The following is a 24,003-nucleotide window of genomic DNA, read 5'->3' as shown; positions in this document are numbered from 1 at the left end:
GGGAGTGACCCTACGAGTTGCGGCCCGGTCTTCAGGTCACGTCGTCATAACCGTTGACCCGGTCCTTGGTCGTCTGCTCGGGCAGGGCGGCCACGGGTTCCACCGGATCGATGGACTCGGGGGTGAGATCCAGCTCGGACGCCTCGTCGTCGGCGGGGCCCATGGCCTCGAGACGGCGCCTGCGGCGGTCGTTGAGCAGGGACACGGCGACCGCGCCGAAGTACAGGATCCAGATCGGTCCGGCGAGCGCCATCATGGTCAGCGGGTCGGTGCTCGGCGTGGCGAGGGCCGCGAACAGCGTGATGCCCATGATCATGCCGCGCCACCAGCCGAGCATCCGCCTGCCCGTGATGGCACCGGTGAAGTTGAGCATCACCAGCAGCAGCGGCAGCTCGAAGGAGAGGCCGAAGACGACCACCATGCGCGTGACGAGGTCGAGCAGGTCGTCCAGCGGCAGCAGGTTGTCGACGCCGAACGGCGTGAACGTGATGAGCACCTCGGCGGTGGTCGGCAGCACCGCGTACGCGAAGTAGGCGCCGGCGAGGAAGAGCGGGAAGCCCGTCGCGACGAACGCGTAGGCGTACTTCCTCTCGTGCCGGTGCAGACCCGGGGCGACGAAGGCCCACAGCTGGTACAGCCAGACCGGCGAGGCCAGTACGATGCCGGCCATCAGGGAGACCTTCAGCGCCAGCGTGAACGGCGTGAGCAGACCGTTGATCGTGATCTGCGCGCACGGCTCCGTGCTGTCCGAGCGGGCGAGCTCCGCGAAGGACTTCTCGCACCCGACCGACTTGAAGACCGGCTCGGTGAAGAAGTTGATGATGTCGTTGTAGAAGAAGGCCGCGGCGACCGTCACCAGGACGATGGCCAGCAGCGCCTTCGCGAGCCGGTTGCGGAGCTCACGAAGGTGCTCCGCGAGGGGCATCCGCCCCTCGGGATCCTTCTCCTGCTTGCGGGCAGACTTGAGCAACCCACGTTCCCATCTCGTGCGGCGGGCCGGAGTTCACCGGCCCTGCGTCAGCGCTTGGTCGTGTCCGTCGGCTCCGTGACCGGGCGGGAGCTGGTCACGTCGCCGGGGGCGGCCTGGATGGTGCGCTGCGCCGGAGGCTGCTGGTCGCCGGTGGCCGGCGGGTCGGCCGGGGCGGAGGACTTGTCCTCCTTCATCGCCTTGGCCTCGCTCTTGAGGATGCGGGCGGACTTGCCGAGCGACCGCGCCATGTCCGGAAGCTTCTTCGCGCCGAACAGCAGGATGATGACGACGAGGATGAGAATGATCTCGGGGGCTCCGAGCCTTCCGAACATAAGTCTTTACCTTCTCACCGAGGCTGCTGGGGGTGGGCTGCTGTCCGACCGGTCGGACATGCGCCCGAACGACCGTGCTGTCAGCGATCGTAACGCTCAGGGGTGAACGTGAGGCAATCCCCGTGCGTACTCCCGTCCGCGGTCCGGGCCTCGTTCTCCGGGCCGCGATCAGCAGCGTACCTGCCGTGGCCCACGGGGTGACAGGGCGAAGCACCCACGGGCAGCACCGCGTGCCGCTCCCGCGGGCAGTCGTGCCTCCTCCAGCGCCTTGAGGTCCTGGGAGGTGTCCCCGGGAAGACACGGGTGGGCGAGGGGGGTACCTCCCGCTCATGGGGAGGGAGGCACTCCGCACACGCCGGACTGCGCACACCGTCCCCGGCTTGCCGGGGGGCGCCGTGCCCGGACCGTTCAGAGCGCCTCGGCGGACCGCGCCGTACTCGCCGCCGCCCGCTCCAGGTCCTCCGCCGCCCGGCTGATCCGCCGCGCCGAGTCCGTGACCTGCCTCCCGAGCCGCTCCGCCTCGACGAAGACCCGGACGGCGAGCACCCCGAGCACCAGCAGACCCAGGAACCCCACGGCAACCGCGAACATCGGCCAGAACATGAGGGTGAGCCTAGACGGTCGAGTGCAGCCGCAGCGTCCGGACCCCGCCGCCGGTCAGCAGCTCCACGATCCGCTCCCCCGCCGGCTTGCGGACGGCCGCCCCGCACTCGGGGCAGGTGAAGGAGTAGAAGGTGGTGCGGCTGCTGGCGCCGATGGCCAGACGCAGCGCGCTCGCGGCGAGCTCGAAGCGCTCCCGGCAGTCCGGGCAGCCCGCCCGGAACATCACCGGGGCCACGCTCCTCATTCCCGCGAACGCGGACGCCGCCGTCATGGTCCGCGCACCGGACGTCGCCGACTCGCTCAAAGCACTCGCTCCTGCCTGTCGTCCTGTCCGTGCGGCCCCGCTCATCCGGCCGCCTCGACCCCGTCGTACGCCGCGAGCGCCTCGCGGGCCGCCTGCCGGGCGCTGTCGGCCAGCGCGCGCGGCTCGACGATGCGGCCGTCGCGGCCGAGCCGCAGGGCCAGCCGTCTGAGCGAGGCCGGGTCGGGCGTGCGCAGGGTGATGCGCAGCCCGCCGTCGGGAAGCTCGTCCGCGCTGTCGTGCGGGTAGTACTCGGCGACCCAGCGGCCGCCCGGTCCGACCTCGACCACGACCTCGGGGTCCTCGGCCGCGGGCTGCACCAGCGCTTCCGACAGGTCCCGCAGCTCGACCTCGGGCGGCGCGGACGGCTCGTCGAGGATCCTGATCTCGGCGACCCGGTCGAGCCGGAAGGTGCGGCGCGCCTCGGAGCGCCGGCACCACGCCTCGACGTACGTGTGCCCGACGCTGACCAGGCGGATGGGGTCGATCTCCCGCTCGGTGACCTCGTCGCGCGCGGGCGAGTAGTAGCGGATCCACAGTCTGCGGCGCTCGGCGATGGCCCGGTCGACGTCCGCGAAGACGCCGCCCTCGGACTCGAAGGTCACCGAGAGCCGGGAGCTGGCGCCGGCCGCCTCGCCGGCCGCGGCCTCCACCTTCGCGGTGGCCCGCAGCAGCGCCTGCCGGTCGCCCTCGCGCAGCCCCGGCAGGGTGGCCACGGCACGGGCGGCGACCAGCAGCGCGGTGGCCTCGTCGGCGGCGAGCCGCAGCGGCTCGGCCGCCTCCGCGCCGAGGGCGGCCGGGTTGTGCCACCAGATGCGCTCGCCGTCGGTGTCGATGTCCAGCAGATCGCCGCCGCGGAAGCTGGTGCCGCACATGGGCAGTACGTCGAGGTCGGAGACCAGCTCGTCCTCGGTGACGCCGAAGGCGCGCGCCACGTCCTCGATCCGGGCGCCGGGGCGCTCCCGCAGATACGTCACCAGGGAGAGCATCCGCCGGGTCTGGTCGATGGCGTTCACGGGCCTGACCGGTTTGCCTGCCATGTCCTTCTCCGCTCCCCCTCAGCCCTTGGCCACGGCACGCAGCCGGTCCATCACGTCGGCCCGCAGCTCGGCGGGCTCCAGGACCACCACGTCCGGCCCGAACTCCACCAGCCAGGCGTCCAGGCCGTGCCCGTACGGAATCTCCAACTCGTCCCAGCCGTCGCCGAGTTCCCGCACCGAGGTGGCCTTCGCCCGAAGGGGGTAACCGGCGTCGGAGCGCAGCCGGATCCGCGCCGAGCGGTCGGCGGTCTCCCCCGCCCAGCTCGCCACGGTCTCCCGCACGGTGACGACGTCCGGCACCGGGACGGTGAACCGGCCGCTGCGCGAGCGCACCTTCCCGGTGATCCGGGAGAGCCGGAAGACCCGCTCGGCGCCCCGGTCGCGGTCCCAGCCGGCCAGGTACCAGTGGCCGCGCCAGCACTCCAGCGCCCACGGTTCGACGTGCCGCTGTCCGGGCTGGGCGGCGTTGGCCTTGCGGTAGTCGAAGACGACCGGCCGGCGGTCGCGGCAGGCCAGCATCAGCGGCTCGAACGCGGCCTCGTGCACCGGGATGCGCGGCTCCAGCGCACCGTGGGCACCGTACGGGTCGACGTCCTCGGGGAGGCCGGCCGCGCGCAGCTTCTGCAGGGCGCCGCTGGCCGCGCCGGCCAGCCGGGCCTGCTGCCACACCTTGGCGGCGAGCCCGAGGGCGGCGGCCTCCTCGGCGTCGAGGGTGATGGGCGGCAGCCGGTTGCTGTCACGGCGGGCCAGATAGCCGACCTCGCCGTCGAGGTTCTCCACGGTCTCGATGACCAGTCCGAGTTCGCGCAGGTCGTCCTTGTCGCGCTCGAACATGCGGTTGAAGGAGTCGTCCGAGCCCGCTTCGAGATAGGCCTCGATGGATTCGCGCAGTTCGCGCTTGCTGAGCGGCCGGCGCGTCCCGAGCAGACACAGCGCCAGGTTCATCAGCCGCTCGGCCTTGGCAATGGCCATCGACCCGCTTCGCCTCCCTATGGTGCTTACGACCGATGACCGTACCGCCCCGAGGTGGCGCGGTAAAAGCCGAGGGCCCATGCCCGGACAGGCATGGGCCACGGATGATCGACTCCGGTCGGATCAGACGCCGAGCAGGTCGACCACGAAGATCAGGGTCTCACCGGGCTTGATCGCCGGGGTGGGGCTCTGGTTGCCGTAGGCGAGGTGGGCGGGGATGGTCAGCTGACGGCGGCCGCCGACCTTCATGCCCTGCACGCCCTGGTCCCAGCCCTTGATGACCCTGCCGCCGCCCAGGGGGAAGCGGAACGGGGTGCCGCGGTTCCAGCTGGCGTCGAACTCCTCACCCGTGCTGAAAGCGACACCGACGTAGTGCACGGTGACGGTCTGGCCCGCCTGCGCCACCTCGCCGTCGCCCTCCCAGATGTCCTTGATCTCGAGGTCCGCCGGGGGCTCGCCGCCCGGGAAGTCGATCTCGGGCTTGTCGATGCTCACGTCTAACGCTCCTGCTTGTCTGCGGAAAGGCGAACACGCACAGTCTTACATCCTCACGGCGTCACAGCTTCGCGAGGATGTCGACCGAGAAGACCAGCGTGGAGTCCTTCTCGATCCCGCTGCCCTCCGGCGGGGTGTCGCCGTAGCCCAGCTCCGGCGGGATGACGATGAGGACCCGGCTGCCGACCTTCTTCCCGGTCAGCCCCTGCGCCCAGCCCTTGACGACCTGCTGCAGCGAGAACGACGTCAGCTGCCCCCGGCCGTACGTGGAGTCGAACTCCTTGCCGCCGTCCCACAGCACCCCCTTGTACTGCACCAGGACGCTGTTCTCGGCGCCGACCTCCTCGCCGTCGCCCTCGATGACATAGCTCGACACGAGCTTCTTCGGAGCGTCCGCGTCGGGCACCTCGACGGAGGGGGCCTTGCCGTCGGTGTTGGTGCCGACCTTGGGCAGGTCCTTGTCGTCCTGCGCCACCTCGGTGCCCTTGGCGGAGCTCTTGGCGTTGAACGAGTCCTGGATGTCGACCACGAACACCAGCGTGTCGGTGCCCTTGATCCCGGCCTGCTCATTGCCCTGCTCGCCGTACCCCCAGGTGGGCGGGACGGCCATCTGGACACGGCTGCCGGTCTTCTTGCCGGTCAGCGCGTACCGCCAGCCGTCGATGATGCTGCCCTGGGCGAGCTGGATGGCCAGCGGGGTCTTGCGGTCGTAGGAGTTGTCGAACACCTTCGCGGTGCTCCACACCTGGCCCAGGTAGTGGGCCACGACGAAGTCGTTCTCCGCGACCGCCTTGCCGCCGCCCGCGACGACCGTCTTGACCGCGAGGTCCTCGGAGGGGTCGCCGCTGCCCTTCGCCACCGTCGGCTTCTCCCCGAACTTCGTGCCCGCCGTGATCGCCGGCAGCGGTCCGTCGACGATCTTCGGCGGCGGTGCCGCGGACGTCCGGGGCGCCGAGGGCGAGGCGCTGTCGCTGGCCTTGCCCGAGTCGGACTTGTCGTCGCCGCACGCGGCAAGGGTGGCCAGTCCAGCGGGAACGGCAATGAGAAGTGAGCGTCGGCGCACGGTGGGGGCCTCGTAATCATCGATCTTGTGGATGGCGTCCGCGCAACTCTACGGCGTGAGAAGGGCGCCGCACGGTGTAACGTACGGCGCCCGTGTGACGTTCCGGGAATTTCCGGTCCCCTGGCGGAACGCGTCTCTCACATTCCGGCGATCAGCTTCTCCACCCGTTCGTCCACCGAGCGGAACGGGTCCTTGCACAACACCGTGCGCTGGGCCTGGTCGTTGAGCTTGAGGTGCACCCAGTCGACGGTGAAGTCGCGGCGCTGCTCCTGGGCGCGCCGGATGAAGTCGCCCCGCAGCCGGGCCCGAGTGGTCTGCGGCGGTACGGATTTGCCCTCGAAGATCTTCAAATCGTTGCAGATCCGGGCGGCTTGTCCCTTCTTCTCCAGCAGGTAGTACAGACCCCGCCGACGGTGGATGTCGTGGTAGGCGAGGTCTATCTGCGCGACCCGGGGGTGCGACATGGTCATGTTGTGCTTGGCCCGGTACCGCTCGAGGAGCTTGTACTTCATGACCCAGTCGATCTCGGTGCCGATGCGGTCGAGGTCCTCGGACTCGATCGCGTCCAGCGTACGGCCCCACAGCTCCAGCACCTGTTCGACGGTGCCGGTGCGGATGCCGCGGCGCTCGCAGAAGTCCAGCGCCTTCTCGTAGTACTCGCGCTGCACCTCCAGCGCGGAGGCCTCCCGGCCGCTGGCCAGGCGCACCTTGCGCCGCCCGGTGATGTCGTGACTGACCTCGCGGATCGCCCGGATCGGGTTCTCCAGCGTGAGGTCGCGCATCACGGTGCCCGCCTCGATCATGCGCAGTACCAGGTCGGTGGCACCGACCTTGAGCAGCATGGTCGTCTCGGACATGTTCGAGTCGCCCACGATGACGTGCAGCCGGCGGTAGCGCTCGGCGTCCGCGTGCGGCTCGTCGCGCGTGTTGATGATGGGCCTCGAGCGGGTCGTCGCCGAGGAGACGCCCTCCCAGATGTGCTCGGCCCGCTGGCTGACGCAGTACACGGCGCCGCGCGGCGTCTGCAGCACCTTGCCGGCGCCGCAGAGCAGCTGCCTCGTGACCAGGAACGGGATCAGGATGTCCGCGAGCCGCGAGAACTCCCCGTGCCGGGCCACCAGATAATTCTCGTGGCAGCCGTAGGAGTTGCCGGCGGAGTCGGTGTTGTTCTTGAAGAGGTAGACGTCGCCCGCGATTCCCTCCTCGTGCAGGCGTCGTTCTGCGTCCACCAGGAGTCCCTCGAGAATGCGCTCGCCGGCCTTGTCGTGGGTGACCAGTTCGGTCACGTTGTCACATTCCGGCGTTGCGTATTCCGGATGTGATCCCACGTCGAGATAGAGGCGGGCGCCGTTCCGCAGAAAGACATTGCTGCTTCGGCCCCATGACACGACACGGCGGAAGAGGTACCGCGCCACCTCGTCAGGCGACAGGCGGCGCTGTCCCCTGAACGTGCACGTGACACCGTACTCGTTCTCCAGCCCGAAAATGCGGCGGTCCATGAGGGAACATTACGCCCGATCCCCCGAGCTGAAACGAGGTTCGACGGCACGATTCGGATCATTTTCCGAACGGGCCGCAACCACCGCTCTTCCGGCGGGAACTGCCAGTACCCGTCCTGTGGCGACCAAAACCAGCAGGGACACGCCACCCGCGACACCCGGCACGGCGAACCCCCACAGCGCCCCGCCCGCCTCGACCACCGGACCGGTGAGGCCCGTTCCGACCGACGCGCCGACGGTGAAGGTGGTCACCAGCCAGGAGAACGCCTCCGTGACCGTGCCGCGCGGCGCGTGCCGGTCGACCAGCACGAAGGCGCAGGCGATGGCCGGAGCGAGGAAGAGCCCGGCGACCACGGTGAGCAACGTCATGGCCACCGCACCCGGCATCAGCATCAACGGCAGGTAACACACCGCCAGAAGGGCCACCAACACCCGCAGTCGCCGCGCGGGCTCACCGGCCCACTGCCGCGCGCCGTACGCCATACCGCCGATCAGGGCACCCAGCCCGATCCCCGCCATCAGCCAGCCGTACACGTGGGCACCGCCGTGCTCGTCCGCGTACGTCACCGCCGCCACGGTGATCGACCCCAGCGCCATCCCCACGGCCAGGAAGGCACCCAGCAGCGCGAGCAGCCCCGGCGAGCGCAGCGCGCCCAGCCAGTGCGCCTCGCGCGGCGCCGACCGCCAGGCACGCGAGGGCGGCGAGACGACCACGGAGAGGGCGCCCAGCACCCCTATGACGTTCAGCACGAGCAGCGCGGCCTGCGCCGACCACAACGAGGCGCACACCGTCACCAGCAGCGGTCCGACGGTGAACATGACCTCCTGGGCCACGGCGTCCATGGCGTACGCCCGGTGGACGTGGTCCTCCTCGGGCAGCACGGAGGCCCACAGCGCCCGCAGCCCGCCCTCCAGGGGCGGGGTGAAGAGTCCCGCGGCGGCGACGGCGCCGTAGGCCACCGCCGACTGCCCGATTCCCACGAAGGCGAACACGGCCATCGCCAGCGCCGACAGCACGGCGGCCGGCAGTTGCACGCGCGGCTGCCCACGCAGATCCACCAGCCGCCCCAGGACCGGTTGTCCCACGGCGTTGGCGACGCCGTACACCGCCGCCAGGGCACCGGCCAGGCTGTACGTACCGCCCTCCGCGCGCACGAACAGCACGATCGCGATGGCTGCGGTCGCGTTGGGCAGCCGTCCCACGAGCGTGCCCACGAGCAGCCGGGCGGCGTGCCGCGCCCGGAGGATCTCCAGGTATCCCGTGGCCATGCGGGCCCCTTCACTGGAAGTTTTACGTATAACTAGGTGCTCCATACGTACCATGTCCGCTGTTCACCAGTCCAGACGAAGGAGCGGCCCGACGATGCCCCGAGCCGGCACCCGCCCCACGAGCCGGGACGTCGCCCAGGCCGCCGGCGTCTCGCAGGCCGCGGTCTCCCTGGTCCTCGGCGACAAGTGGCGCGGCCGGGTGTCCGAGGCCACGGCGGAGCGCGTACGCGAGGCCGCGCGCACCCTGGGCTACCGCCCCAACCTGGCCGCCCGCAACCTCCGGCTGGGCCGCACCCGTACGGTCCTCCTGGTCGTCCCCGCCCTCACCACGGAGTTCTTCGCCGGCGTCTACACCGGGGCCGCCCGGGTGGCCTCCCGGCACGGCTTCGGCGTGGTCCTGTACCCCTCCCCCGAGGGCATCGGCCCCGCCCGCGACCCCTTCGCGTCCGCACAGGCGGCCCTGGACGGCGTCATCGCCTCCTCCATGGCCGCGGAGGCCCTCACCGCGATCCGCGGCGAGGCGCTGCCGCTGGTGATGCTGGACAGCGACCCCGAGGGCAGTGTGGGCGCGGCCACGGTCAACCTCGACATCGCCGACGGCGTCCGCCAGGTCACCGACCACCTCCTGGCACTGGGCCACCGCCGCTTCCTCCACCTGGCGGCGGATGTGGCGTCCTGGACCTTCGAGGTGCGTGCGCGGGAGCTGGCGGCGCGGCTGCGGGAGGTTCCGGGGACGTCGTTGCGCACGGCGCGGGCGCCGATCTCGATCAAGGGTGCGGAGACCTCGGCACAGGCCGCGCTCTCCAGGACCGCGCCGGACCGCCCCACCGCCGTGGTCTGCGACGACGACCACCTGGCAGCCGGCACGTACAAGGCCGCGCGGCGTCTGGGACTGCGTGTTCCCGAGGACCTGTCCATCACCGGTCTGGACGATCTGGCCCTCGCGAGCGCGATCGACCCGGAGCTGACCACGGTGCGGTTGGACGCGGAGCTTTTCGGTGAGCGGGGGATGGAGGCGTTGCTGGCGGTCCTGGAGGGCCGTGCCCCCGCCGCGGGCGACATCCCGGTCGAGCTGGTGGTACGGGGGTCCACGGCCCCGGCACCCCACTGACGGCTGCGGCAGCACCCTGCGTCGGTGCCGAGTGGGGGTGGGCTCGCAGCCCGGCGGCTTACGGGGCGCCCGGCGTCGGTGTCGGCCGGGGGTCGCGCAGCCCGGCGCTTGCGGGGTGCCGTCGCGCCCACCCGTGCCGCCCCAGCGGCACGACTGCCCGCGGGAGCTAGTGCCGCATCAGGCAACGTTCGCCCTGTTCACGACCTCGCGGAGGCGTTCGTCGGCGGCGTGCTTGTTCCGCCAGATGATGTAGCGGCGGATCATGCTGCCCTGCTCCTTGTGGCTGGCGTGATCCGTCCCGTCCAGTGCGAAGTAGCGCAGGGCGGTGAACTGGGCCTCGATGCGGTTGAGCCAGGAGCTGTTGGTCGGCGTGTAGGCGAACTCGACGTTGTTGGCTGCAGCCCAGTCACCGACCCGGGTGTCTTTCTTCGTGGTCAGGTGCGGGGAGAAGTTGTCGAGCACGATCGCGATCCGGATCTCGGCCGGGTAGAGGCTGCGCAGGTAGCGGCAGAACTCCAGGAATCTGATCCGGTTCTTCTTCGGCTTGATGTGGCCGTAGAGCCTGTCCCGGGCCAGGTCGTAGGCGGCGAACAGGTGGCGGACCCCGTGTGGTCGTGTGTAGGTCGCCCGGCGTCGGGGCCGGGGCCCTCGACCGGCATCCTTGTGCTTCCCGCCGCGCTCGGCCCATTGTCGGCCTGGGTGGGGCTGGAGGTTAAGCGGACCAAACTCGTCGAGGCATAAGACGACTTGGGGCTCGCCGTCCTCGGGTATGACCTCGCCGTCAGCGATCGCGTAGAGGTGCTCGACGCGGGCCTTCTTGGTCGCGTAGTCGGGGTCGCGGGAGGTCTTCCAGGTCTTTATGCGTTGAAACGAGACGCCCTCCTCGCGGAGCAGGGCCCGCAGGCCCTCGTGGCTGATGTCGTCGACCACCCCCTCGGCGACCAGGAAGTCGGCCAGCTTGGCCAGGCTCCAGGTCGAGAACGGCAGGCCATGCTCGGCCGGCTTGGACTTGGCGATCTTCTTGATCTCGCGGCGTTCGGGGAGGCTGAAGGTCTTGGGCCGGCCGCCCTTGTACTTCGGATAGAGCGAATCGAACCCGTCTGCGTTGAAGTTGTGGATCACATCCCGGACCCGGTCCGCGCTGGTGAACGTCACCTCCGCTATCTTCGCCACCGGCGTGCCCTGCGCGGACAGCAGCACCATCTGGGCCCTTCGCCAGGTCACCACCGACCCGGTGCCTCTGCGAATGATGCGTAACAGGCGTCGTCCTTCGTCATCATCGATCTCTCGCACCCGCACCCGTTCGGCCATACCGGCCAGTGTTCACCGCCGGGGCCTGAGCAGGTCGACACCCGGCCGGACGCCAACAGCCGGGTATGCGACAGTGCCGTCATGCTGATCGTGATGGCCGGTCTGCCCGCAGCGGGAAAGAGCTCGGTTGCCGAGGGACTGGGACGGGCGCTGCCTGCTGCGGTGGTGCCGGTCGACCCTGTCGAGGCGGCGATGTGGCGTGCTGGGGTGGACCGCGGTCAGCCAACGGGGCTGGCGGCCTACCTCGTGGCCGAGGCAGTGGCCGACGGTTTGCTGGCGCTGGGTCAAAGCGCGATCATCGACGCGGTCAACGCGGTGGAGGCGGCTCGCCAACAGTGGCGGACGCTGGCCGCCCGCCACCGGGTGCCAGTGGCGTTCATCGAGGTGGTGTGCTCGGACTCGCGGCTGCATCGGCAGCGATTGGAGCGCCGATCCCGCGGCATCGTGGGCTTCGAGGAGCCGACCTGGCAAGCAGTGCAGAAGCGACGGGCTGAGTACGCCCCCTGGACCGATCACCGGCTGGTGCTCGATTCGATCGCGGACCTGCCCTCGAACGTGGCGAAGGCCCAGGAGTATGTGGTCATAGCGGCACAGCCCCCACAGGCCGCCCCCTGAGAAGGCCGCAACCGCACACCCTGCCGCAAGGCAGAGCGAGTGCAACCGCCACAGGGCGAACGTTGCCTGATGCGGCACTAGGGCCGGGGCGGCATGCGGCCATCCCCGCGGGAACGGCGGCGGGTAGCCGCTCTCGGCGCGGAGGGGACGGGGCGTGGGTGGCCGCCCGCAGTGGCCGGCGCGTCCGCGCCCCCGGCCTCACCGAGGAACTCGATCGCGCCGGTCCGAGGACGGACACCCCCGACGCGGCCCCGACCCACCCACCGACCGCAGGCGCTGCGCCCGCCCCACCGGAGCGAACGCTGCGCCGCAGGCGTCAGACCCGTACCCCCACTACTCGACGTCTCCGCCGGAGTCCGTCTCGGCCTCCGCCTCGGAGGCCGTCTCCGCACCGCCCGCCTCCAGCAGACGGGACAACTGACGCCCCCCGATCCGCTTGAACTTCCGCTTCTGCGGCCGCGTACGGTCCAGCACCGCCACCTCCAGCCGCTCCGCCGGAATCTCCCGCTCACTGCCGTTGGTGTCCCGCGACAACGCCTGCACCGCCAGCTTCAGCGCCTCCGCCAGCGTCATCCCGTCCCGGTGCCGCTGATCCAGGTACCCGCTGATCTGCTCCGCGTTACCCCCCACCGCCACCGAGCCGTGCTCATCCACGATGGACCCGTCGTGCGGCAACCGGTAGATCTGGTCGCCTTCCGCGGTCTCCCCGACCTCGGCCACCACCAGCTCCACCTCGTACGGCTTCTCCCCCACGCTCGAGAAGATCGTCCCCAGCGTCTGCGCGTACACGTTCGCCAGGCCCCGGGCCGTCACATCGTCCCGGTCGTAGGTGTAACCCCGCAGATCGGCGTACCGCACGCCCCCGATCCGCAGATTCTCGTACTCGTTGTACTTGCCGGCCGCGGCGAACCCGATCCGGTCATAGATCTCGCTGAACTTGTGCAGCGCACGGGACGGGTTCTCACCGACGAACACGATCCCGTCGGCATACTGCAGCACCACAAGGCTGCGACCACGGGCGATGCCCTTCCGGGCGTACTCCGCCCGGTCCGCCATCGCCTGCTGGGGTGAGACATAGAACGGCGTCGACACCGGTTATCCGTCCCTTTCTGTCGAAGTCACTGGACCACCTGAAACAACCGAACAACCTGCCCGCGCGGCCTACAGCAGCGAGGCCCGCGGACCGTCCGGCTGCTCCAGCCGCCGCTCCAGCACCGACCGGGCGATGCCGGACGCCTCGTCCTCGGTGAGCCGGCGGAAACCGTCCTCGGTGATCACGGTGACGATCGGGTAGATCCGGCGGGCGACATCGGGACCACCGGTCGCCGAGTCGTCGTCTGCCGCGTCGTACAGCGCCTGCACCACCAGCGTGGTGGCCTCGGCCTCACTCAGGTCGTCCCGGAACAGCTTCTTCATCGCACCGCGCGCGAAGATCGACCCGGAACCGGTCGCGGCGTACCCCTGCTCCTCCGAACGCCCGCCCGTGACGTCGTAGGAGAAGATCCGCCCCTTCTCCCGGTCCACGTCGTACCCGGCGAACAGCGGAACCACGGCCAGCCCCTGCATCGCCATGCCCAGATTCGACCGGATCATCGTCGACAGCCGGTTCGCCTTGCCCTCCAGCGACAGCTGCGCGCCCTCGACCTTCTCGAAGTGCTCCAGCTCCAGCTGGAACAGCTTCACCATCTCCACGGCGAGACCCGCCGTACCGGCGATGCCCACCGCCGAGTACTCGTCGGCCGGGAACACCTTCTCGATGTCCCGCTGCGCGATGACGTTCCCCATGGTGGCCCGACGGTCACCGGCGAGCACGACCCCGCCCGGGAACGTCACGGCCACGATCGTCGTCCCGTGCGGCGCCTCGATCACACCCTTCACGGGCGGCAACGACCTCTTGCCCGGCAGCAGTTCCGGCTGGTGCTCGGAGAGGAAGTCCATGAAGGAGGAGGATCCCGGCGTCAGGAAGGCAGCTGGTAGACGCCCGGTGCTACGAGTGTTGGCTTCCACGCGATTCCTTCCACGTATGCGGCAGCCCGCCTTATGGCATCGGGCCGATCCTTGAACTGCCCCAGCGCCGCGTTGCAGCTGAAGCACAGTACGCCACGGACCCTACCCGTCTCGTGGCAGTGATCCACATGTTCAGCCGGAGCAGCAAGGCATATACAGCAGATGCCTTGCTGCTCCGCGACCAACACGTCCAAGTCCGCCGGCGTCAGCCCGTGCTTGCGCTCGAAGTAACTGATCCGGTTCCGTTCCGCCCGGCGTGTTCGGCAGTAGCTCGCCCAGCCGTCCGAAGAGGATCTGTTGCGCTCCCACTCGGAGTGCGCCTTCACGTCTCCGCACCGCGGACAGCGCTTGTGCCCCGGCGGGACCGGCACCTTCTCCCGGCCCTTCTTCCCCTTGGCCTCCTGGCGCAGACGGTAGTACTCGGCGGAGCATTCCCGGCAGTACGCCTGGAGACCATCGGGCATCGCCTTGTTGCTTGCGAACGCCGCACGTGGCAGGCACTGCTCACAGCGCGAACAGCGCCTCACGTCCGACTCTTGGTTCACTCAGAAATCCCCCGACTCCACCTTCTATTCGAAGGTAAAAGCGACCTACTGGCCGCCCTTCTGAACGAAGGACCTCACGAAGTCCTCGGCGTTAGCCTCGAGGACATCGTCGATCTCGTCCAGGACGTCGTCCACGTCCTCGCTCAGCTTTTCCTGACGCTCCTTGAGGTCCTCCGAAGCCTGCGCCTCCGCCGCCTGCTCCTCGACCTCCTCCGTGGACCGGGTGGCCTTCTGCTGTCCGCCGCCGGTGTCCTTGGTCGCCATCACCCTCACCCCGCTCGGTTCGCCCGACACACTTGCTCGGTCAAGATCAGACCCTACTCGCCGGGTCCGACAACGCCCCCGCAGTTGCTCCAACGTACGGGGACCATCTCGATGATTCCCGGACCCGGCGTTTTCCATCCTGTCCGGCCGGCCTTTCCCGGGGTACCCCGGTACCCGCTCAGCTCCCCGACAACACCCTGACCAGGTCTTCTGCCGTACGGCAGCGGTCCAGGAGCTCCTTGACGTGATTACGCGTTCCGCGAAGCGGTTCCAGGGTTGGGACCCGCTGGAGCGAGTCCCGGCCCGGCAGATCGAAGATCACCGAGTCCCAGGAGGCCGCCGCGACGTCGTCCGCGTACTGCTCCAGACAGCGCCCGCGGAAGTACGCGCGGGTGTCCTCCGGAGGCTTCGTACGGGCCCGCTCGACCTCTCCCTCACTCAGCAGCCGCTTCATCCGTCCCCGGGCCACCAGGCGGTTGTAGAGGCCCTTCTCGGGGCGCACGTCGGCGTACTGCAGGTCCACCAGGTGCAGCCGGGCGGCGTCCCAGTCCAGGCCGTCCCTGCGCCGGTAGCCCTCCATGAGCTCCCTCTTGGCGACCCAGTCCAGCTCGCCGGCCAGGCTCATCGGGTCGTTCTCCAGCCGCGTGAGCGTGTCCTCCCAGCGGGCCAGCACGTCCTTGGTCTGTGCGTCGGCATCGGCCCCGAAGCGTTCCTCCACGTACTTGCGAGCCAGCTCGTAGTACTCCATCTGGAGCTGCACCGCGGTCAGGGTCCGTCCGCTGCGAAGCGTGACCAGCCGCTTCAGGGACGGATCGTGCGAGACCTGGTGCAGCGTCCGCACCGGCTGGTCCACGGCCAGGTCCACCGCGATGAACCCGTCCTCGATCATCGACAGGACCAGTGCCGTCGTGCCCAGCTTCAGGTACGTCGAGATCTCGGACAGGTTCGCGTCGCCGATGATCACGTGCAGCCGCCGGTACTTCTCGGCGTCGGCGTGCGGTTCGTCCCGGGTGTTGATGATCGGGCGCTTCAGCGTGGTCTCCAGGCCCACCTCGACCTCGAAGTAGTCCGCGCGCTGGCTGAGCTGGAAGCCGTGCTCGTGGCCGTCCTGGCCGATGCCGACGCGGCCGGCGCCGGTGAAGACCTGGCGGGTGACGAAGAACGGCGTCAGGTGGCGCACGATGTCCGAGAAGGGGGTCTCCCGCTTCATCAGGTAGTTCTCGTGCGTGCCGTAGGAGGCGCCCTTGTTGTCGGTGTTGTTCTTGTACAGGTGGATCGGCTGGGCGCCGGGCAGCTGGCCGGCGCGTTCCGCCGCCTCGGCCATGATCCGCTCGCCGGCCTTGTCCCAGAGGACGGCGTCGCGGGGGTTGGTGACCTCGGGGGCGCTGTATTCCGGGTGGGCGTGGTCCACGTAGAGCCGTGCGCCGTTGGTGAGGATGACGTTGGCCAGGCCGATGTCCTCGTCGGTGAGCTGGCTGGCGTCGGCGGCCTCGCGGGCGAGGTCGAAGCCTCGGGCGTCCCGCAGCGGGTTCTCCTCCTCGAAGTCCCAGCGGGCCCGGCGGGCCCGGTGCATCGCCGCCGCGTAGGCGTTCACGATCTGGGACGAGGTGAGCATGGCATTGGCGTTGGGGTGGCCGGGGACGGAGATGCCGTACTCCGTCTCGATGCCCATTACTCGCCGTACGGTCATGCGGCCCTCCTTGCCCGGCGGCGTCCCCGGTCGGGGGCGCTGCTGTACCGCCGGCGCTCCGGTGCGTGTGCGGTGCCCGTCCCCGCACTGCGCGACTTGGCGGTACGGAAGAGCCTAGAACGCCTTTGCGCTGGTGGGGAGATCATTTGCGTCATTGCTGTGCTCCAGCCGTGGCCCGAAAAGCAGTCGGCTGCGGGTACCCGTCGAGGGCACCCGCAGCCGCCCTGGCTTTTACAGGTACTGACCGGTGTTCGCCACCGTGTCGATGGAGCGTCCGGTGTCCGAGCCCTGCTTTCCGGTGATGAGGGTACGGATGTACACGATCCGCTCGCCCTTCTTTCCGGAGATTCGGGCCCAGTCGTCGGGGTTGGTGGTGTTGGGCAGGTCCTCGTTCTCCTTGAACTCGTCCACGCAGGCCTGGAGCAGGTGGGAGACGCGGAGGCCCTTCTGGTTCTTTTCCAGGAAGTCCTTGATCGCCATCTTCTTGGCGCGGCCCACGATGTTCTCGATCATGGCGCCGGAATTGAAGTCCTTGAAGTAGAGGACTTCCTTGTCGCCGTTGGCGTAGGTGACTTCCAGGAAGCGGTTTTCCTCGGATTCGGCGTACATCTGTTCCACGGCGGTCTGGATCATGCTCTGGACCGTCAGGGCCTTGTCGCCGCCGTGCTCGGTGAGGTCGTCGCCGTGCAGCGGGAGGCGCTCGGTGAGGTACTTGCCGAAGATGTCCTGGGCCGCCTCGGCGTCCGGACGCTCGATCTTGATCTTCACGTCCAGTCGGCCGGGCCGCAGGATGGCGGGGTCGATCATGTCCTCGCGGTTGGAGGCGCCGATCACGACCACGTTCTGCAGGCCTTCCACGCCGTCGATCTCGGCGAGCAGCTGCGGGACGATGGTGTTCTCCACGTCCGAGCTGACGCCGGAGCCGCGGGTGCGGAAGAGGGATTCCATCTCGTCGAAGAAGACGATGACGGGGGTGCCCTCGCTGGCCTTCTCCCGGGCCCGCTGGAAGACCAGGCGGATCTGCCGCTCGGTCTCGCCGACGTACTTGTTCAGCAGCTCGGGGCCCTTGATGTTGAGGAAGAAGCTCTTGCCGGCGGCCTGGCCGGTGACCTCGGCGACCTTCTTGGCCAGCGAGTTGGCGACGGCCTTGGCGATGAGCGTCTTGCCGCATCCGGGGGGCCCGTAGAGCAGCACGCCCTTCGGCGGCCGCAGTTCGTGCTCCTTGAACAGGTCCGGGTAGAGGTACGGCAGCTCGACCGCGTCGCGGATGGCCTCGATCTGGCCGCCGAGGCCGCCGATCTGCTCGTAGCCGATGTCGGGGACTTCCTCGAGGACGAGTTCCTCGACCTCGCTCTTGGGGACGACCTCGTAGACGTATCCGGAGCGGGGCTCCATGAGCAGGGCGTCGCCGGGGCGGATGGTGACGTCCAGCAGCGGCTCGGCGAGCCGCACCACCCGCTCCTCGTCGGTGTGCCCGAGCACCAGGGCCCGCTCGCCGTCCTCGAGGATCTCCTTGAGGGTGACGATGTCGCCGACGCGCTCGAACTCCATGGCCTCGACCACGTTGAGCGCTTCGTTGAGCATCACTTCCTGGCCGCGCCGGAGCTCGTCGAGCTCCACGCTGGGGCTGACGTTCACCCGCAGTTTGCGGCCGCCGGTGAAGATGTCGGCCGTGCCGTCCTCGTTCGCCGTGAGGAAGACCCCGAAGCCGGCCGGGGGCTGTGCGAGCCGGTCGACCTCCTCCTTGAGGGCCACGATCTGGTCGCGGGCCTCACGGAGCGTGCCGGCGAGTCGTTCGTTCTGGGCGGACACGCCGGCCAGGTTGGTCTGCAGCTCGACGATCCGCTCTTCGAGAATCCTCGTGTGTCGCGGAGAGTCGGCGAGCTTGCGTCGCAGGACGGCGATCTCCTGCTCAAGGTAGGCAATCTGCCCGGCCGGGTCGTCGGACCCGCGTCCTGGGCGGATGCCGCGGTTCATGTCGTCGTCGTGGGCTGCCACGGTCCTCACCTCCTCCAAGGGGAGCTGGACGCTTCCAGACCCTACCTGGGCGGGTGTCGATTGAAACCCCTAGATCACAAAGACGGTCGGGGTGTGTCCGATCTTCACCCTTGCGCTCTCCCTCACGCCAGGGGAATACCCACCGAAGACGATCGGAACCCAGGCGAAGGTAGGGTCGAAGTGTTCAACACCCGTCGGAGCTGGCCGGATTCCCGTCGGGCCCGACGCAGGAAACGGCAGGAGAGATGAGCGTGCAGCAGGAGGCCGGAGTCGACGGCGAGGCCCTGGAGGTCTGGATCGACCAGGATCTGTGTACCGGCGACGGCATCTGCGCCCAGTACGCGCCCGAGGTGTTCGAGCTGGACATCGACGGTCTGGCCTACGTGAAGAGCCCGCAGGACGAGTTGCTGCAGGACAAGGGGGCGGCAACGCCCGTGCCGCTGCCGCTCCTCACGGACGTGGTCGACTCGGCGAAGGAGTGTCCGGGCGAGTGCATCCACGTCCGTCGGGTTTCGGACAGCGTCGAGGTGTACGGTCCGGACGCCGAGTGATCGATTTGACACGACGCGTCACGTCTGTCTGATTTCTCACACTCTGGGGCACGTGTCCCGGGGCGCGCCCCGCGGCACGCCCGCGCACGGGTCACACGCTCCTGGCGCCGGACGGGGCGGACCGCACGAACGTGCCGTTCTCCCACCGCCACTTCACGCTCTCGCGCACATCGGGGCAGCAACTGGGCACGTCGGCGGAGGAGTAGCCGAAGAGCCCGGCGGTGACCTCGCCGTCACGTACGGCGAAGTCGCCGACGTTGGTGCGGTCCTCGGGGTCGACGAGGGTGGCGACCACGCGCGGTTCGGTGCCGTCCGCGGCCCGGGTGAGGACGTACACGCCGTCGGGCGGGGTACCCATCGGGGAGTCGCAGTGGACCACGGCCACGGTCTCCGGGCGGCCGTCGCCGTCGAGGTCGCCGGACGCCTTCTTCTTCACCACGAGCCCCACCCGGCCGCAGTCGAGGGGGAACTCGGCGGCCGCGGGGTCGGGCGGGGCGGTGTCCGCCGGGGCGCTCCTCGTCTGCGGTCCGGGCGTCGGGACCGCGGTGGCGGCGTCGGGCCCCACGACCGAGGAGAGGGCCACGACACCGGCGACGGCCGTGGCGGTGGCGACCCAGTGGATGGGCCGGGTGTGCGTGTGGGCGAGCTCCGGGACGGCGGAAGGCTGCACTAGGAGTGTCTCCTGTGAGGGCTGTGCCGGTGGGGGTGGCCAGCATCGTGCCACACGTCACAGTGGGGAGGGAACGGCGGGGGTGTGCGGTTCCGGTGCGGGGGAACGGGGAAGGGTTCCGCTCTCCGTGCCGTCGGTCGGGGCTTCGGGTGAACGTGAGGGCGCCGTGGCGCAGTTCCCGGCCGTCACCGGGAACTGCGCCACGGCGCCCGTCCGTTGTGGGGGTGGCGGTCCGCGTCAGCGGGCGGCGCCTCCGTCGGCGTTGGGGCCGGCGTAGTCCTCGCCGTAGGCACCCTTGGCGGGGCGGCGGCGGCGCATGGGCGGCTCGACGCCGTCGGCGAGGCGGCGGGCGGTGAGGAGGAAGCCGGTGTGGCCGATCATCCGGTGGTCCGGACGGACGGCGAGGCCCTCGATGTGCCAGTTGCGGATCATCGTCTCCCAGGAGGTCGGCTCGTTGAAGCAGCCGATCTCGCGGATGGACTCGACGGTCCGGGCGAGCTGGGTGGTGGTGGCCACGTAGCAGCACAGGATGCCGCCGGGGACGAGCGCCTTGGAGACGGCCTCCAGGCACTCCCAGGGGGCGAGCATGTCGAGGATGACGCGGTCGACGTCGGTGTCGGACAGGTTGTCCTGGAGGTCGCCGACGGTGAGCTGCCAGGCGGGGTGCGGGCCGCCGAAGTAGCGCTCGACGTTCTGCCGGGCGATGTCGGCGAAGTCCTCGCGGCGCTCGTAGGAGTGCAGCATGCCCTGGTCGCCGATGGCGCGCAGCAGGAAGCTGCTGAGCGAGCCGGAGCCGACGCCGGCTTCGACGACGCGCGCGCCGGGGAAGATGTCGGCGAAGGCGAGGATCTGCCCCGCGTCCTTGGGGTAGACGACGGCTGCCCCGCGGGGCATGGACAGGACGTAGTCGGGGAGCAGGGGGCGCAGCGCGAGGTAGGCGACGTTCCCGGTGGTGCGGACAACGCTGCCCTCGGGAGCGCCGATCAGTTCGTCGTGGGGGAAGGAACCCTTGTGGGTGTGGAAGTTCTTCCCGGCCTCGAGCGTGAACGTGTAGTGGCGGCCCTTGGGGTCGGTCAGCTGAACCTGGTCCCCGACCTTGAAGGGCCCGCGCCTGCGGGCGGCACCGGTCGGTTCGGACATGTGAACAGCCTACCCGTCCCGGGAGGGGGTGCCGACCACGGCCGGTGCGGGCGGGAGGTTCAGCTGGGCCGCGCCATCGCCTTCACGAAGGCGCGCTCGACGTCGGCCGCGGACAGGACGCCGTAGATCTCGCCGGTGTCCTCGACCACCAGGTACTCGGTGGCCGGGGTGGCGCGCAGGGCGTCCAGGAGGTCCTCTCCGGCGAGCTCGGCGGAGACGTGCATGCCGTCGGTGAGGTCCTGGGCGAGTCCGCCGACGGGTACCCAGGGGCGGCGGTGCTCGGGTACGCCGACGATGGCGGCCTCGCGGACCAGGGAGAGGGGGGCGCCGTCGGGGTCGACGACGACCAGGGCGCGGGCGCCGGCGGCGTTGGCCCGGCGCAGGGCCTCGGAGAGGGGGGTGTCGGTCTCGACGGGCACCGCGCGGCGGGTGAGGGTGCGGGCGCGCAGCTCGGGGAGGTGTTCGCGCAGCCGGGCCATGCGCAGGCTGTTGCCGGCGCCGGTCCAGATGATCGCGGCGAGGATGGCGGCGAGCAGGGCGTCCAGGACGGTGTCCATGCCCACGTTGTCCACGGCGTCGGAGCCGAGGGCGCCGGACTGGGTGAGCAGCGGGAGGCCGATCAGGACGGCGACGGCGAGGGCGCGGCCGACCCAGGCGGCGGCGATGGTGCCGGTCATGGGTTTGCCGCTGATCGCCCAGACGACGGCGCGGAGCATGCGGCCGCCGTCCAGGGGGAGGCCGGGCAGGAGGTTGAAGACGGCCACGATGAGGTTGGAGATCATCAGGCCGGCCAGCAGGACGCCGGGGACGCTGCTGGGGTCGACGGCCAGCAGCGCGAGGTAGAAGAGGCCGGACAGCACGAGGGAGAGCAGCGGGCCGACGAAGGCCAGCACGAACTCGCGCCCGGGGGTCTCGGCCTCCTTCTCGATCTCGGAGACGCCGCCGAAGAACTGGAGCTGGATGCGGCGCACCGGGAGCTTGAAGCGGAGCGCGGCGAGGGTGTGGGCGAGCTCGTGGACCAGTACGGAGGCGTAGAAGGCGACTGCGAAGAACAGGGAGACGAGGTAGCTGACGGCACCGAGCTCGGGCAGCACGCGGTCGATCTGTCCGCCGAACACCCAGGTGATGAGGATGGCGACGAGGAACCAGCTGGGCGCCACGTACACGGGCACGCCGAACGGGCGCCCCATCAGCAGCCCGCCCCGCTGCTTCTCCTGCGGCCGGTGCGGGGGCGCCTGCCCGGCACCGGAGTGCGCGAGCGGGCGTCCCTCGCCGGTGCCGTCGGCCCGCGGGGTGCTCCGCTCGTCACCGGGCCCGCCCGCGGACGCGGGAGGCTCGCCGGGTCCGCTGTCCGGAGTCCGGGGGGCGGCGGAGGGGTGCCCCGCGCCGGTGGCCGGGGGCCGCGGGTGTGCGGGGGCGCCGTCGGACCGGCCGGCGGCGGGCTCGTCCGCGGGGCCGTCGGCGGGGTGGCCGGGCTCGGGGGTGGCCGAGGGCTGAGGGCCCGTGTGGTCGGGCGACTCGTCGTTGCCGGGTCGCGGCTGTCCGCGCCCGCCGCTTACGTCCACCGGTGTCCCCTCGTTCGCTGCGTCTCCCGCGCCTGCCGGACGGGAGGGTCTCGTGTCGATGGTATGCGGCCTGCGCCGCGCGTTCCGCCCCGGCACCCTGTCTCTCCCCCTCCTTCCCCGTTCCCCTCCCTTCCCCACCGTCACGCGCGGCGCCTGCGGCCGACGGGCGGTCCGGGGCCGCGCCGGAGGCATCCGTCCTCGGACCGGCGCGCGATCGGCCCGCTGGAGGGGGCGCGGGAGCGCCGGCCACCGCGGACGGCCGCCCCGCCCCTTCCGCTCCGTCGGCGCGCACGCTCTGTCAGTGGCGGGCCGTAAGGTCTGTGGCATGGAGACGAGCACCGAGGGCGAGGAGCGGACCGGCGGCAGCCCGGTCACCGTGGGCGTACGAGCGGACACGGCCGCCATACCGCCCGCCTCGCTGTCCCCTTCCCGTGCGAGTGACTTCATGCAGTGCCCGCTGCTGTACCGGTTCCGGGTCATCGACCGGCTGCCGGAGAAGCCGAGCGAGGCGGCGACCAGGGGCACGCTGGTGCACGCGGTGCTGGAGCGCCTCTTCGACGACCCGGCCGCCGACCGCACCGCGCCCCGGGCGAAGTCGCTGGTCCCGGGTCAGTGGGAGCGGCTGCGCGAGACCCGGCCGGAGGTCATGGAGCTGTTCGCCGACGATCCTGAGGGCGAGCGGCTGGCGCGCTGGCTGGCGGAGGCGGAGCAGCTGGTCGAGCGGTGGTTCTCGCTGGAGGATCCGAGTCGGCTGGAGCCCGCCGAGCGGGAGCTGTTCGTCGAGGCGGAGCTGGACTCCGGGCTGAGACTGCGCGGCATCATCGACCGGGTGGACGTCGCGCCCACCGGCGAGGTGCGGATCGTCGACTACAAGACGGGCAAGGCGCCCCGGCCGGAGTACGCCGAGGGCGCGCTGTTCCAGATGAAGTTCTACGCCCTGGTGGTGTGGCGGCTGAAGAAGGTGATCCCGCGCCGGCTCCAGCTGGTGTACCTCGGCAGTGGTGACGTGCTGACCTACGACCCCGTGCTCGCGGACCTGGAGCGGGTGGAGCGCAAGCTGCTCGCACTGTGGGACGCGATCCGGCTGGCGACCGAGACGGGTGTCTGGCGTCCGCGTCCCACGAAGCTGTGCGGCTGGTGCGACCACCAGGCGCACTGCCCGGAGTTCGGCGGCACTCCCCCGCCGTACCCCCTCCCGGTGAGGGCGCCCGAGTCCGGCGGGGCCCAACAGGGCAGAATGGGGCCGGACTAGCGAAGGAGACTCAGGTGGCCATCCGCGTCCTACTGGTCGACGACCAGCCGCTGCTGCGTACCGGGTTCCGGATGATTCTGGAGGCCGAGCAGGACATCGCGGTCGTCGGCGAGGCCGGAGACGGCCTCCAGGCCCTGGACCAGGTGCGGGCGCTGCAGCCCGATGTGGTGCTGATGGACATCCGCATGCCGCGGATGGACGGGGTGGAGGCGACCCGGCAGATCACCGGACCCGAGCGGGACGGGCCGGCGAAGGTGCTGGTGCTGACGACGTTCGATCTCGACGAATACGTGGTGGAGGCCCTGAAGGCGGGGGCCAGCGGCTTCCTGCTGAAGGACGCCCCGGCCAACGAGCTGGTGCAGGCGATCCGTGTGGTGGCCGCCGGGGAGGCGATGCTCGCACCGAGCATCACGCGCCGGCTGCTGGACAAGTACGCCACCCATCTGCCGTCCGGTGACGAGCCGGTGCCGGACACGCTGCACACCCTGACCGAGCGTGAGGTCGAGGTGCTGAAGCTGGTGGCGCGCGGGCTGTCCAACGCGGAGATCGCCGCCGACCTGTTCGTCAGCGAGACCACCGTCAAGACGCACGTGGGTCATGTCCTGACCAAGCTGGGGCTGCGCGACCGGGTGCAGGCGGCGGTGTACGCCTATGAGAGCGGGCTGGTGCGCCCCGGCGCGCAGTAGCGCGGCGGTCATGGTACGACGAGGGCGCCCTCCCCGTCGGGAGGGCGCCCTCGT

The 24,003-nt window shown here is 70.3% G+C and carries 25 protein-coding genes; 5 read left to right on the top strand and 20 right to left on the bottom strand.

Features of this window, described 5'->3' with window-relative positions:
• Nucleotides 1–31: 31 nt before the first annotated feature.
• From tatC to AB0A94_RS26065, 10 genes are all read right to left on the bottom strand, one after another.
• Nucleotides 32–970 (bottom strand): twin-arginine translocase subunit TatC, encoded by a 939-nt coding sequence (gene tatC, locus AB0A94_RS26110; protein WP_361748129.1) that lies wholly within the window; start codon nucleotides 968–970, stop codon nucleotides 32–34.
• 47 nt (nucleotides 971–1,017) lie between these two features.
• Entirely contained in the window at nucleotides 1,018–1,302 is a 285-nt protein-coding gene (gene tatA, locus AB0A94_RS26105) for a Sec-independent protein translocase subunit TatA (RefSeq protein ID WP_361748127.1), read from the bottom strand.
• Nucleotides 1,303–1,710: 408 nt separating this feature from the next.
• Nucleotides 1,711–1,905: a hypothetical protein gene (locus AB0A94_RS26100; protein WP_361748125.1), complete on the bottom strand. Its 195-nt coding sequence runs from the start codon at nucleotides 1,903–1,905 to the stop codon at nucleotides 1,711–1,713.
• 10 nt (nucleotides 1,906–1,915) lie between these two features.
• On the bottom strand, nucleotides 1,916–2,209 hold the full coding sequence (locus AB0A94_RS26095; RefSeq protein ID WP_030835703.1) for a hypothetical protein: 294 nt from the start codon (nucleotides 2,207–2,209) through the stop codon (nucleotides 1,916–1,918).
• 41 nt (nucleotides 2,210–2,250) lie between these two features.
• Entirely contained in the window at nucleotides 2,251–3,246 is a 996-nt protein-coding gene (locus tag AB0A94_RS26090; RefSeq protein WP_361748123.1) for a WYL domain-containing protein, read from the bottom strand.
• Nucleotides 3,247–3,264: 18 nt separating this feature from the next.
• A complete protein-coding gene (locus AB0A94_RS26085; RefSeq protein ID WP_361748121.1) occupies nucleotides 3,265–4,218 on the bottom strand; it encodes a WYL domain-containing protein in 954 nt (317 codons plus the stop codon).
• Between the two features lie 123 nt (nucleotides 4,219–4,341).
• A complete protein-coding gene (locus tag AB0A94_RS26080) occupies nucleotides 4,342–4,713 on the bottom strand; it encodes an FKBP-type peptidyl-prolyl cis-trans isomerase (protein ID WP_030835713.1) in 372 nt (123 codons plus the stop codon).
• Between the two features lie 61 nt (nucleotides 4,714–4,774).
• A complete protein-coding gene (locus AB0A94_RS26075) occupies nucleotides 4,775–5,776 on the bottom strand; it encodes an FKBP-type peptidyl-prolyl cis-trans isomerase (protein ID WP_361748119.1) in 1,002 nt (333 codons plus the stop codon).
• 137 nt (nucleotides 5,777–5,913) lie between these two features.
• On the bottom strand, nucleotides 5,914–7,275 hold the full coding sequence (gene pafA, locus AB0A94_RS26070; RefSeq protein ID WP_142196373.1) for a Pup--protein ligase: 1,362 nt from the start codon (nucleotides 7,273–7,275) through the stop codon (nucleotides 5,914–5,916).
• 9 nt (nucleotides 7,276–7,284) lie between these two features.
• Nucleotides 7,285–8,544, bottom strand: coding sequence for an MFS transporter (locus AB0A94_RS26065; RefSeq protein WP_361748117.1), 1,260 nt, complete (start codon nucleotides 8,542–8,544; stop codon nucleotides 7,285–7,287).
• A gap of 94 nt (nucleotides 8,545–8,638) precedes the next feature.
• Between AB0A94_RS26065 and AB0A94_RS26060 the strand changes: the two genes are divergently transcribed.
• A complete protein-coding gene (locus AB0A94_RS26060) occupies nucleotides 8,639–9,655 on the top strand; it encodes a LacI family DNA-binding transcriptional regulator (RefSeq protein ID WP_361748115.1) in 1,017 nt (338 codons plus the stop codon).
• A 177-nt stretch (nucleotides 9,656–9,832) separates the two neighbouring features.
• Here the strand turns inward: AB0A94_RS26060 and AB0A94_RS26055 are convergent, their stop codons facing one another.
• Nucleotides 9,833–10,966, bottom strand: a complete 1,134-nt coding sequence (locus AB0A94_RS26055) for an IS630 family transposase (RefSeq protein ID WP_361748113.1) — start codon at nucleotides 10,964–10,966, stop codon at nucleotides 9,833–9,835.
• 81 nt (nucleotides 10,967–11,047) lie between these two features.
• Here AB0A94_RS26055 and AB0A94_RS26050 point away from each other — a divergent pair, with 81 nt between their 5' ends.
• Nucleotides 11,048–11,581 (top strand): AAA family ATPase, encoded by a 534-nt coding sequence (locus AB0A94_RS26050; RefSeq protein ID WP_361748111.1) that lies wholly within the window; start codon nucleotides 11,048–11,050, stop codon nucleotides 11,579–11,581.
• Between the two features lie 333 nt (nucleotides 11,582–11,914).
• Here AB0A94_RS26050 and prcA read toward each other — a convergent pair whose 3' ends face one another.
• From prcA to arc, 6 genes are all read right to left on the bottom strand, one after another.
• Complete coding sequence (prcA, locus tag AB0A94_RS26045) at nucleotides 11,915–12,673, bottom strand: proteasome subunit alpha (RefSeq protein WP_361748109.1); 759 nt, start codon at nucleotides 12,671–12,673, stop codon at nucleotides 11,915–11,917.
• Between the two features lie 69 nt (nucleotides 12,674–12,742).
• Nucleotides 12,743–13,588, bottom strand: a complete 846-nt coding sequence (gene prcB, locus AB0A94_RS26040) for a proteasome subunit beta (protein ID WP_037872933.1) — start codon at nucleotides 13,586–13,588, stop codon at nucleotides 12,743–12,745.
• A complete protein-coding gene (locus tag AB0A94_RS26035) occupies nucleotides 13,540–14,052 on the bottom strand; it encodes an endonuclease VII domain-containing protein (protein WP_361748107.1) in 513 nt (170 codons plus the stop codon). Before AB0A94_RS26035 ends, prcB begins: the two co-directional genes overlap by 49 nt.
• A 126-nt stretch (nucleotides 14,053–14,178) precedes the next feature.
• Nucleotides 14,179–14,397, bottom strand: a complete 219-nt coding sequence (locus AB0A94_RS26030; protein ID WP_217130297.1) for a ubiquitin-like protein Pup — start codon at nucleotides 14,395–14,397, stop codon at nucleotides 14,179–14,181.
• Between the two features lie 178 nt (nucleotides 14,398–14,575).
• On the bottom strand, nucleotides 14,576–16,087 hold the full coding sequence (gene dop / locus AB0A94_RS26025; protein ID WP_361748105.1) for a depupylase/deamidase Dop: 1,512 nt from the start codon (nucleotides 16,085–16,087) through the stop codon (nucleotides 14,576–14,578).
• Between the two features lie 231 nt (nucleotides 16,088–16,318).
• Entirely contained in the window at nucleotides 16,319–18,085 is a 1,767-nt protein-coding gene (gene arc, locus AB0A94_RS26020) for a proteasome ATPase (RefSeq protein ID WP_361748103.1), read from the bottom strand.
• Nucleotides 18,086–18,330: 245 nt separating this feature from the next.
• Between arc and AB0A94_RS26015 the strand changes: the two genes are divergently transcribed.
• The gene (locus AB0A94_RS26015) at nucleotides 18,331–18,636 is read left to right on the top strand and encodes a ferredoxin (protein ID WP_217130299.1); all 306 of its coding nucleotides are present in this window, start codon (nucleotides 18,331–18,333) and stop codon (nucleotides 18,634–18,636) included.
• A 91-nt stretch (nucleotides 18,637–18,727) separates the two neighbouring features.
• On the opposite strand, the gene AB0A94_RS26010 is transcribed toward AB0A94_RS26015, so the two are convergent.
• The 3 genes from AB0A94_RS26010 to AB0A94_RS26000 all read right to left on the bottom strand — a co-directional run bounded on the left by AB0A94_RS26010 (nucleotide 18,728) and on the right by AB0A94_RS26000 (nucleotide 22,011).
• Nucleotides 18,728–19,306: a hypothetical protein gene (locus tag AB0A94_RS26010; protein WP_361748101.1), complete on the bottom strand. Its 579-nt coding sequence runs from the start codon at nucleotides 19,304–19,306 to the stop codon at nucleotides 18,728–18,730.
• Between the two features lie 237 nt (nucleotides 19,307–19,543).
• On the bottom strand, nucleotides 19,544–20,446 hold the full coding sequence (locus tag AB0A94_RS26005) for a tRNA (adenine-N1)-methyltransferase (RefSeq protein ID WP_073933638.1): 903 nt from the start codon (nucleotides 20,444–20,446) through the stop codon (nucleotides 19,544–19,546).
• A gap of 59 nt (nucleotides 20,447–20,505) precedes the next feature.
• Complete coding sequence (locus AB0A94_RS26000; RefSeq protein WP_361748097.1) at nucleotides 20,506–22,011, bottom strand: site-2 protease family protein; 1,506 nt, start codon at nucleotides 22,009–22,011, stop codon at nucleotides 20,506–20,508.
• 325 nt (nucleotides 22,012–22,336) lie between these two features.
• On the opposite strand from AB0A94_RS26000, the gene AB0A94_RS25995 reads away from it, so the two are divergent.
• Both AB0A94_RS25995 and AB0A94_RS25990 read left to right on the top strand, forming a co-directional pair.
• Nucleotides 22,337–23,263: a RecB family exonuclease gene (locus tag AB0A94_RS25995; RefSeq protein WP_361748095.1), complete on the top strand. Its 927-nt coding sequence runs from the start codon at nucleotides 22,337–22,339 to the stop codon at nucleotides 23,261–23,263.
• Nucleotides 23,264–23,277: 14 nt separating this feature from the next.
• Entirely contained in the window at nucleotides 23,278–23,949 is a 672-nt protein-coding gene (locus AB0A94_RS25990; RefSeq protein WP_187823384.1) for a response regulator transcription factor, read from the top strand.
• Nucleotides 23,950–24,003: the final 54 nt, after the last annotated feature.

The organism is Streptomyces sp. NPDC044984 (assembly GCF_040646935.1).
Taxonomy (GTDB): Bacteria; Actinomycetota; Actinomycetes; order Streptomycetales; family Streptomycetaceae; genus Streptomyces.
The sequence above is the reverse complement of the archived record's forward strand: the minus strand, read 5'-3'. Positions and strand labels throughout refer to the sequence as shown.

Bases quoted from the DNA above. Each gene is read 5' to 3' on its own strand.
- AB0A94_RS26085 (WP_361748121.1), bottom strand. From the start codon at position 4,218: ATGGCCATTGCCAAGGCCGAGCGGCTGATGAACCTGGCGCTGTGTCTG.
- AB0A94_RS26005 (WP_073933638.1), bottom strand. From the start codon at position 20,446: ATGTCCGAACCGACCGGTGCCGCCCGCAGGCGCGGGCCCTTCAAGGTC.
- AB0A94_RS26050 (WP_361748111.1), top strand. From the start codon at position 11,048: ATGCTGATCGTGATGGCCGGTCTGCCCGCAGCGGGAAAGAGCTCGGTT.
- AB0A94_RS26035 (WP_361748107.1), bottom strand. From the start codon at position 14,052: ATGCCCGATGGTCTCCAGGCGTACTGCCGGGAATGCTCCGCCGAGTAC.
- AB0A94_RS26030 (WP_217130297.1), bottom strand. From the start codon at position 14,397: ATGGCGACCAAGGACACCGGCGGCGGACAGCAGAAGGCCACCCGGTCC.
- AB0A94_RS25995 (WP_361748095.1), top strand. From the start codon at position 22,337: ATGGAGACGAGCACCGAGGGCGAGGAGCGGACCGGCGGCAGCCCGGTC.
- tatA (WP_361748127.1), bottom strand. From the start codon at position 1,302: ATGTTCGGAAGGCTCGGAGCCCCCGAGATCATTCTCATCCTCGTCGTC.
- AB0A94_RS26065 (WP_361748117.1), bottom strand. From the start codon at position 8,544: ATGGCCACGGGATACCTGGAGATCCTCCGGGCGCGGCACGCCGCCCGG.
- dop (WP_361748105.1), bottom strand. From the start codon at position 16,087: ATGACCGTACGGCGAGTAATGGGCATCGAGACGGAGTACGGCATCTCC.
- pafA (WP_142196373.1), bottom strand. From the start codon at position 7,275: ATGGACCGCCGCATTTTCGGGCTGGAGAACGAGTACGGTGTCACGTGC.
- AB0A94_RS26090 (WP_361748123.1), bottom strand. From the start codon at position 3,246: ATGGCAGGCAAACCGGTCAGGCCCGTGAACGCCATCGACCAGACCCGG.
- AB0A94_RS26015 (WP_217130299.1), top strand. From the start codon at position 18,331: ATGAGCGTGCAGCAGGAGGCCGGAGTCGACGGCGAGGCCCTGGAGGTC.
- AB0A94_RS26100 (WP_361748125.1), bottom strand. From the start codon at position 1,905: ATGTTCTGGCCGATGTTCGCGGTTGCCGTGGGGTTCCTGGGTCTGCTG.
- AB0A94_RS26060 (WP_361748115.1), top strand. From the start codon at position 8,639: ATGCCCCGAGCCGGCACCCGCCCCACGAGCCGGGACGTCGCCCAGGCC.
- AB0A94_RS26055 (WP_361748113.1), bottom strand. From the start codon at position 10,966: ATGGCCGAACGGGTGCGGGTGCGAGAGATCGATGATGACGAAGGACGA.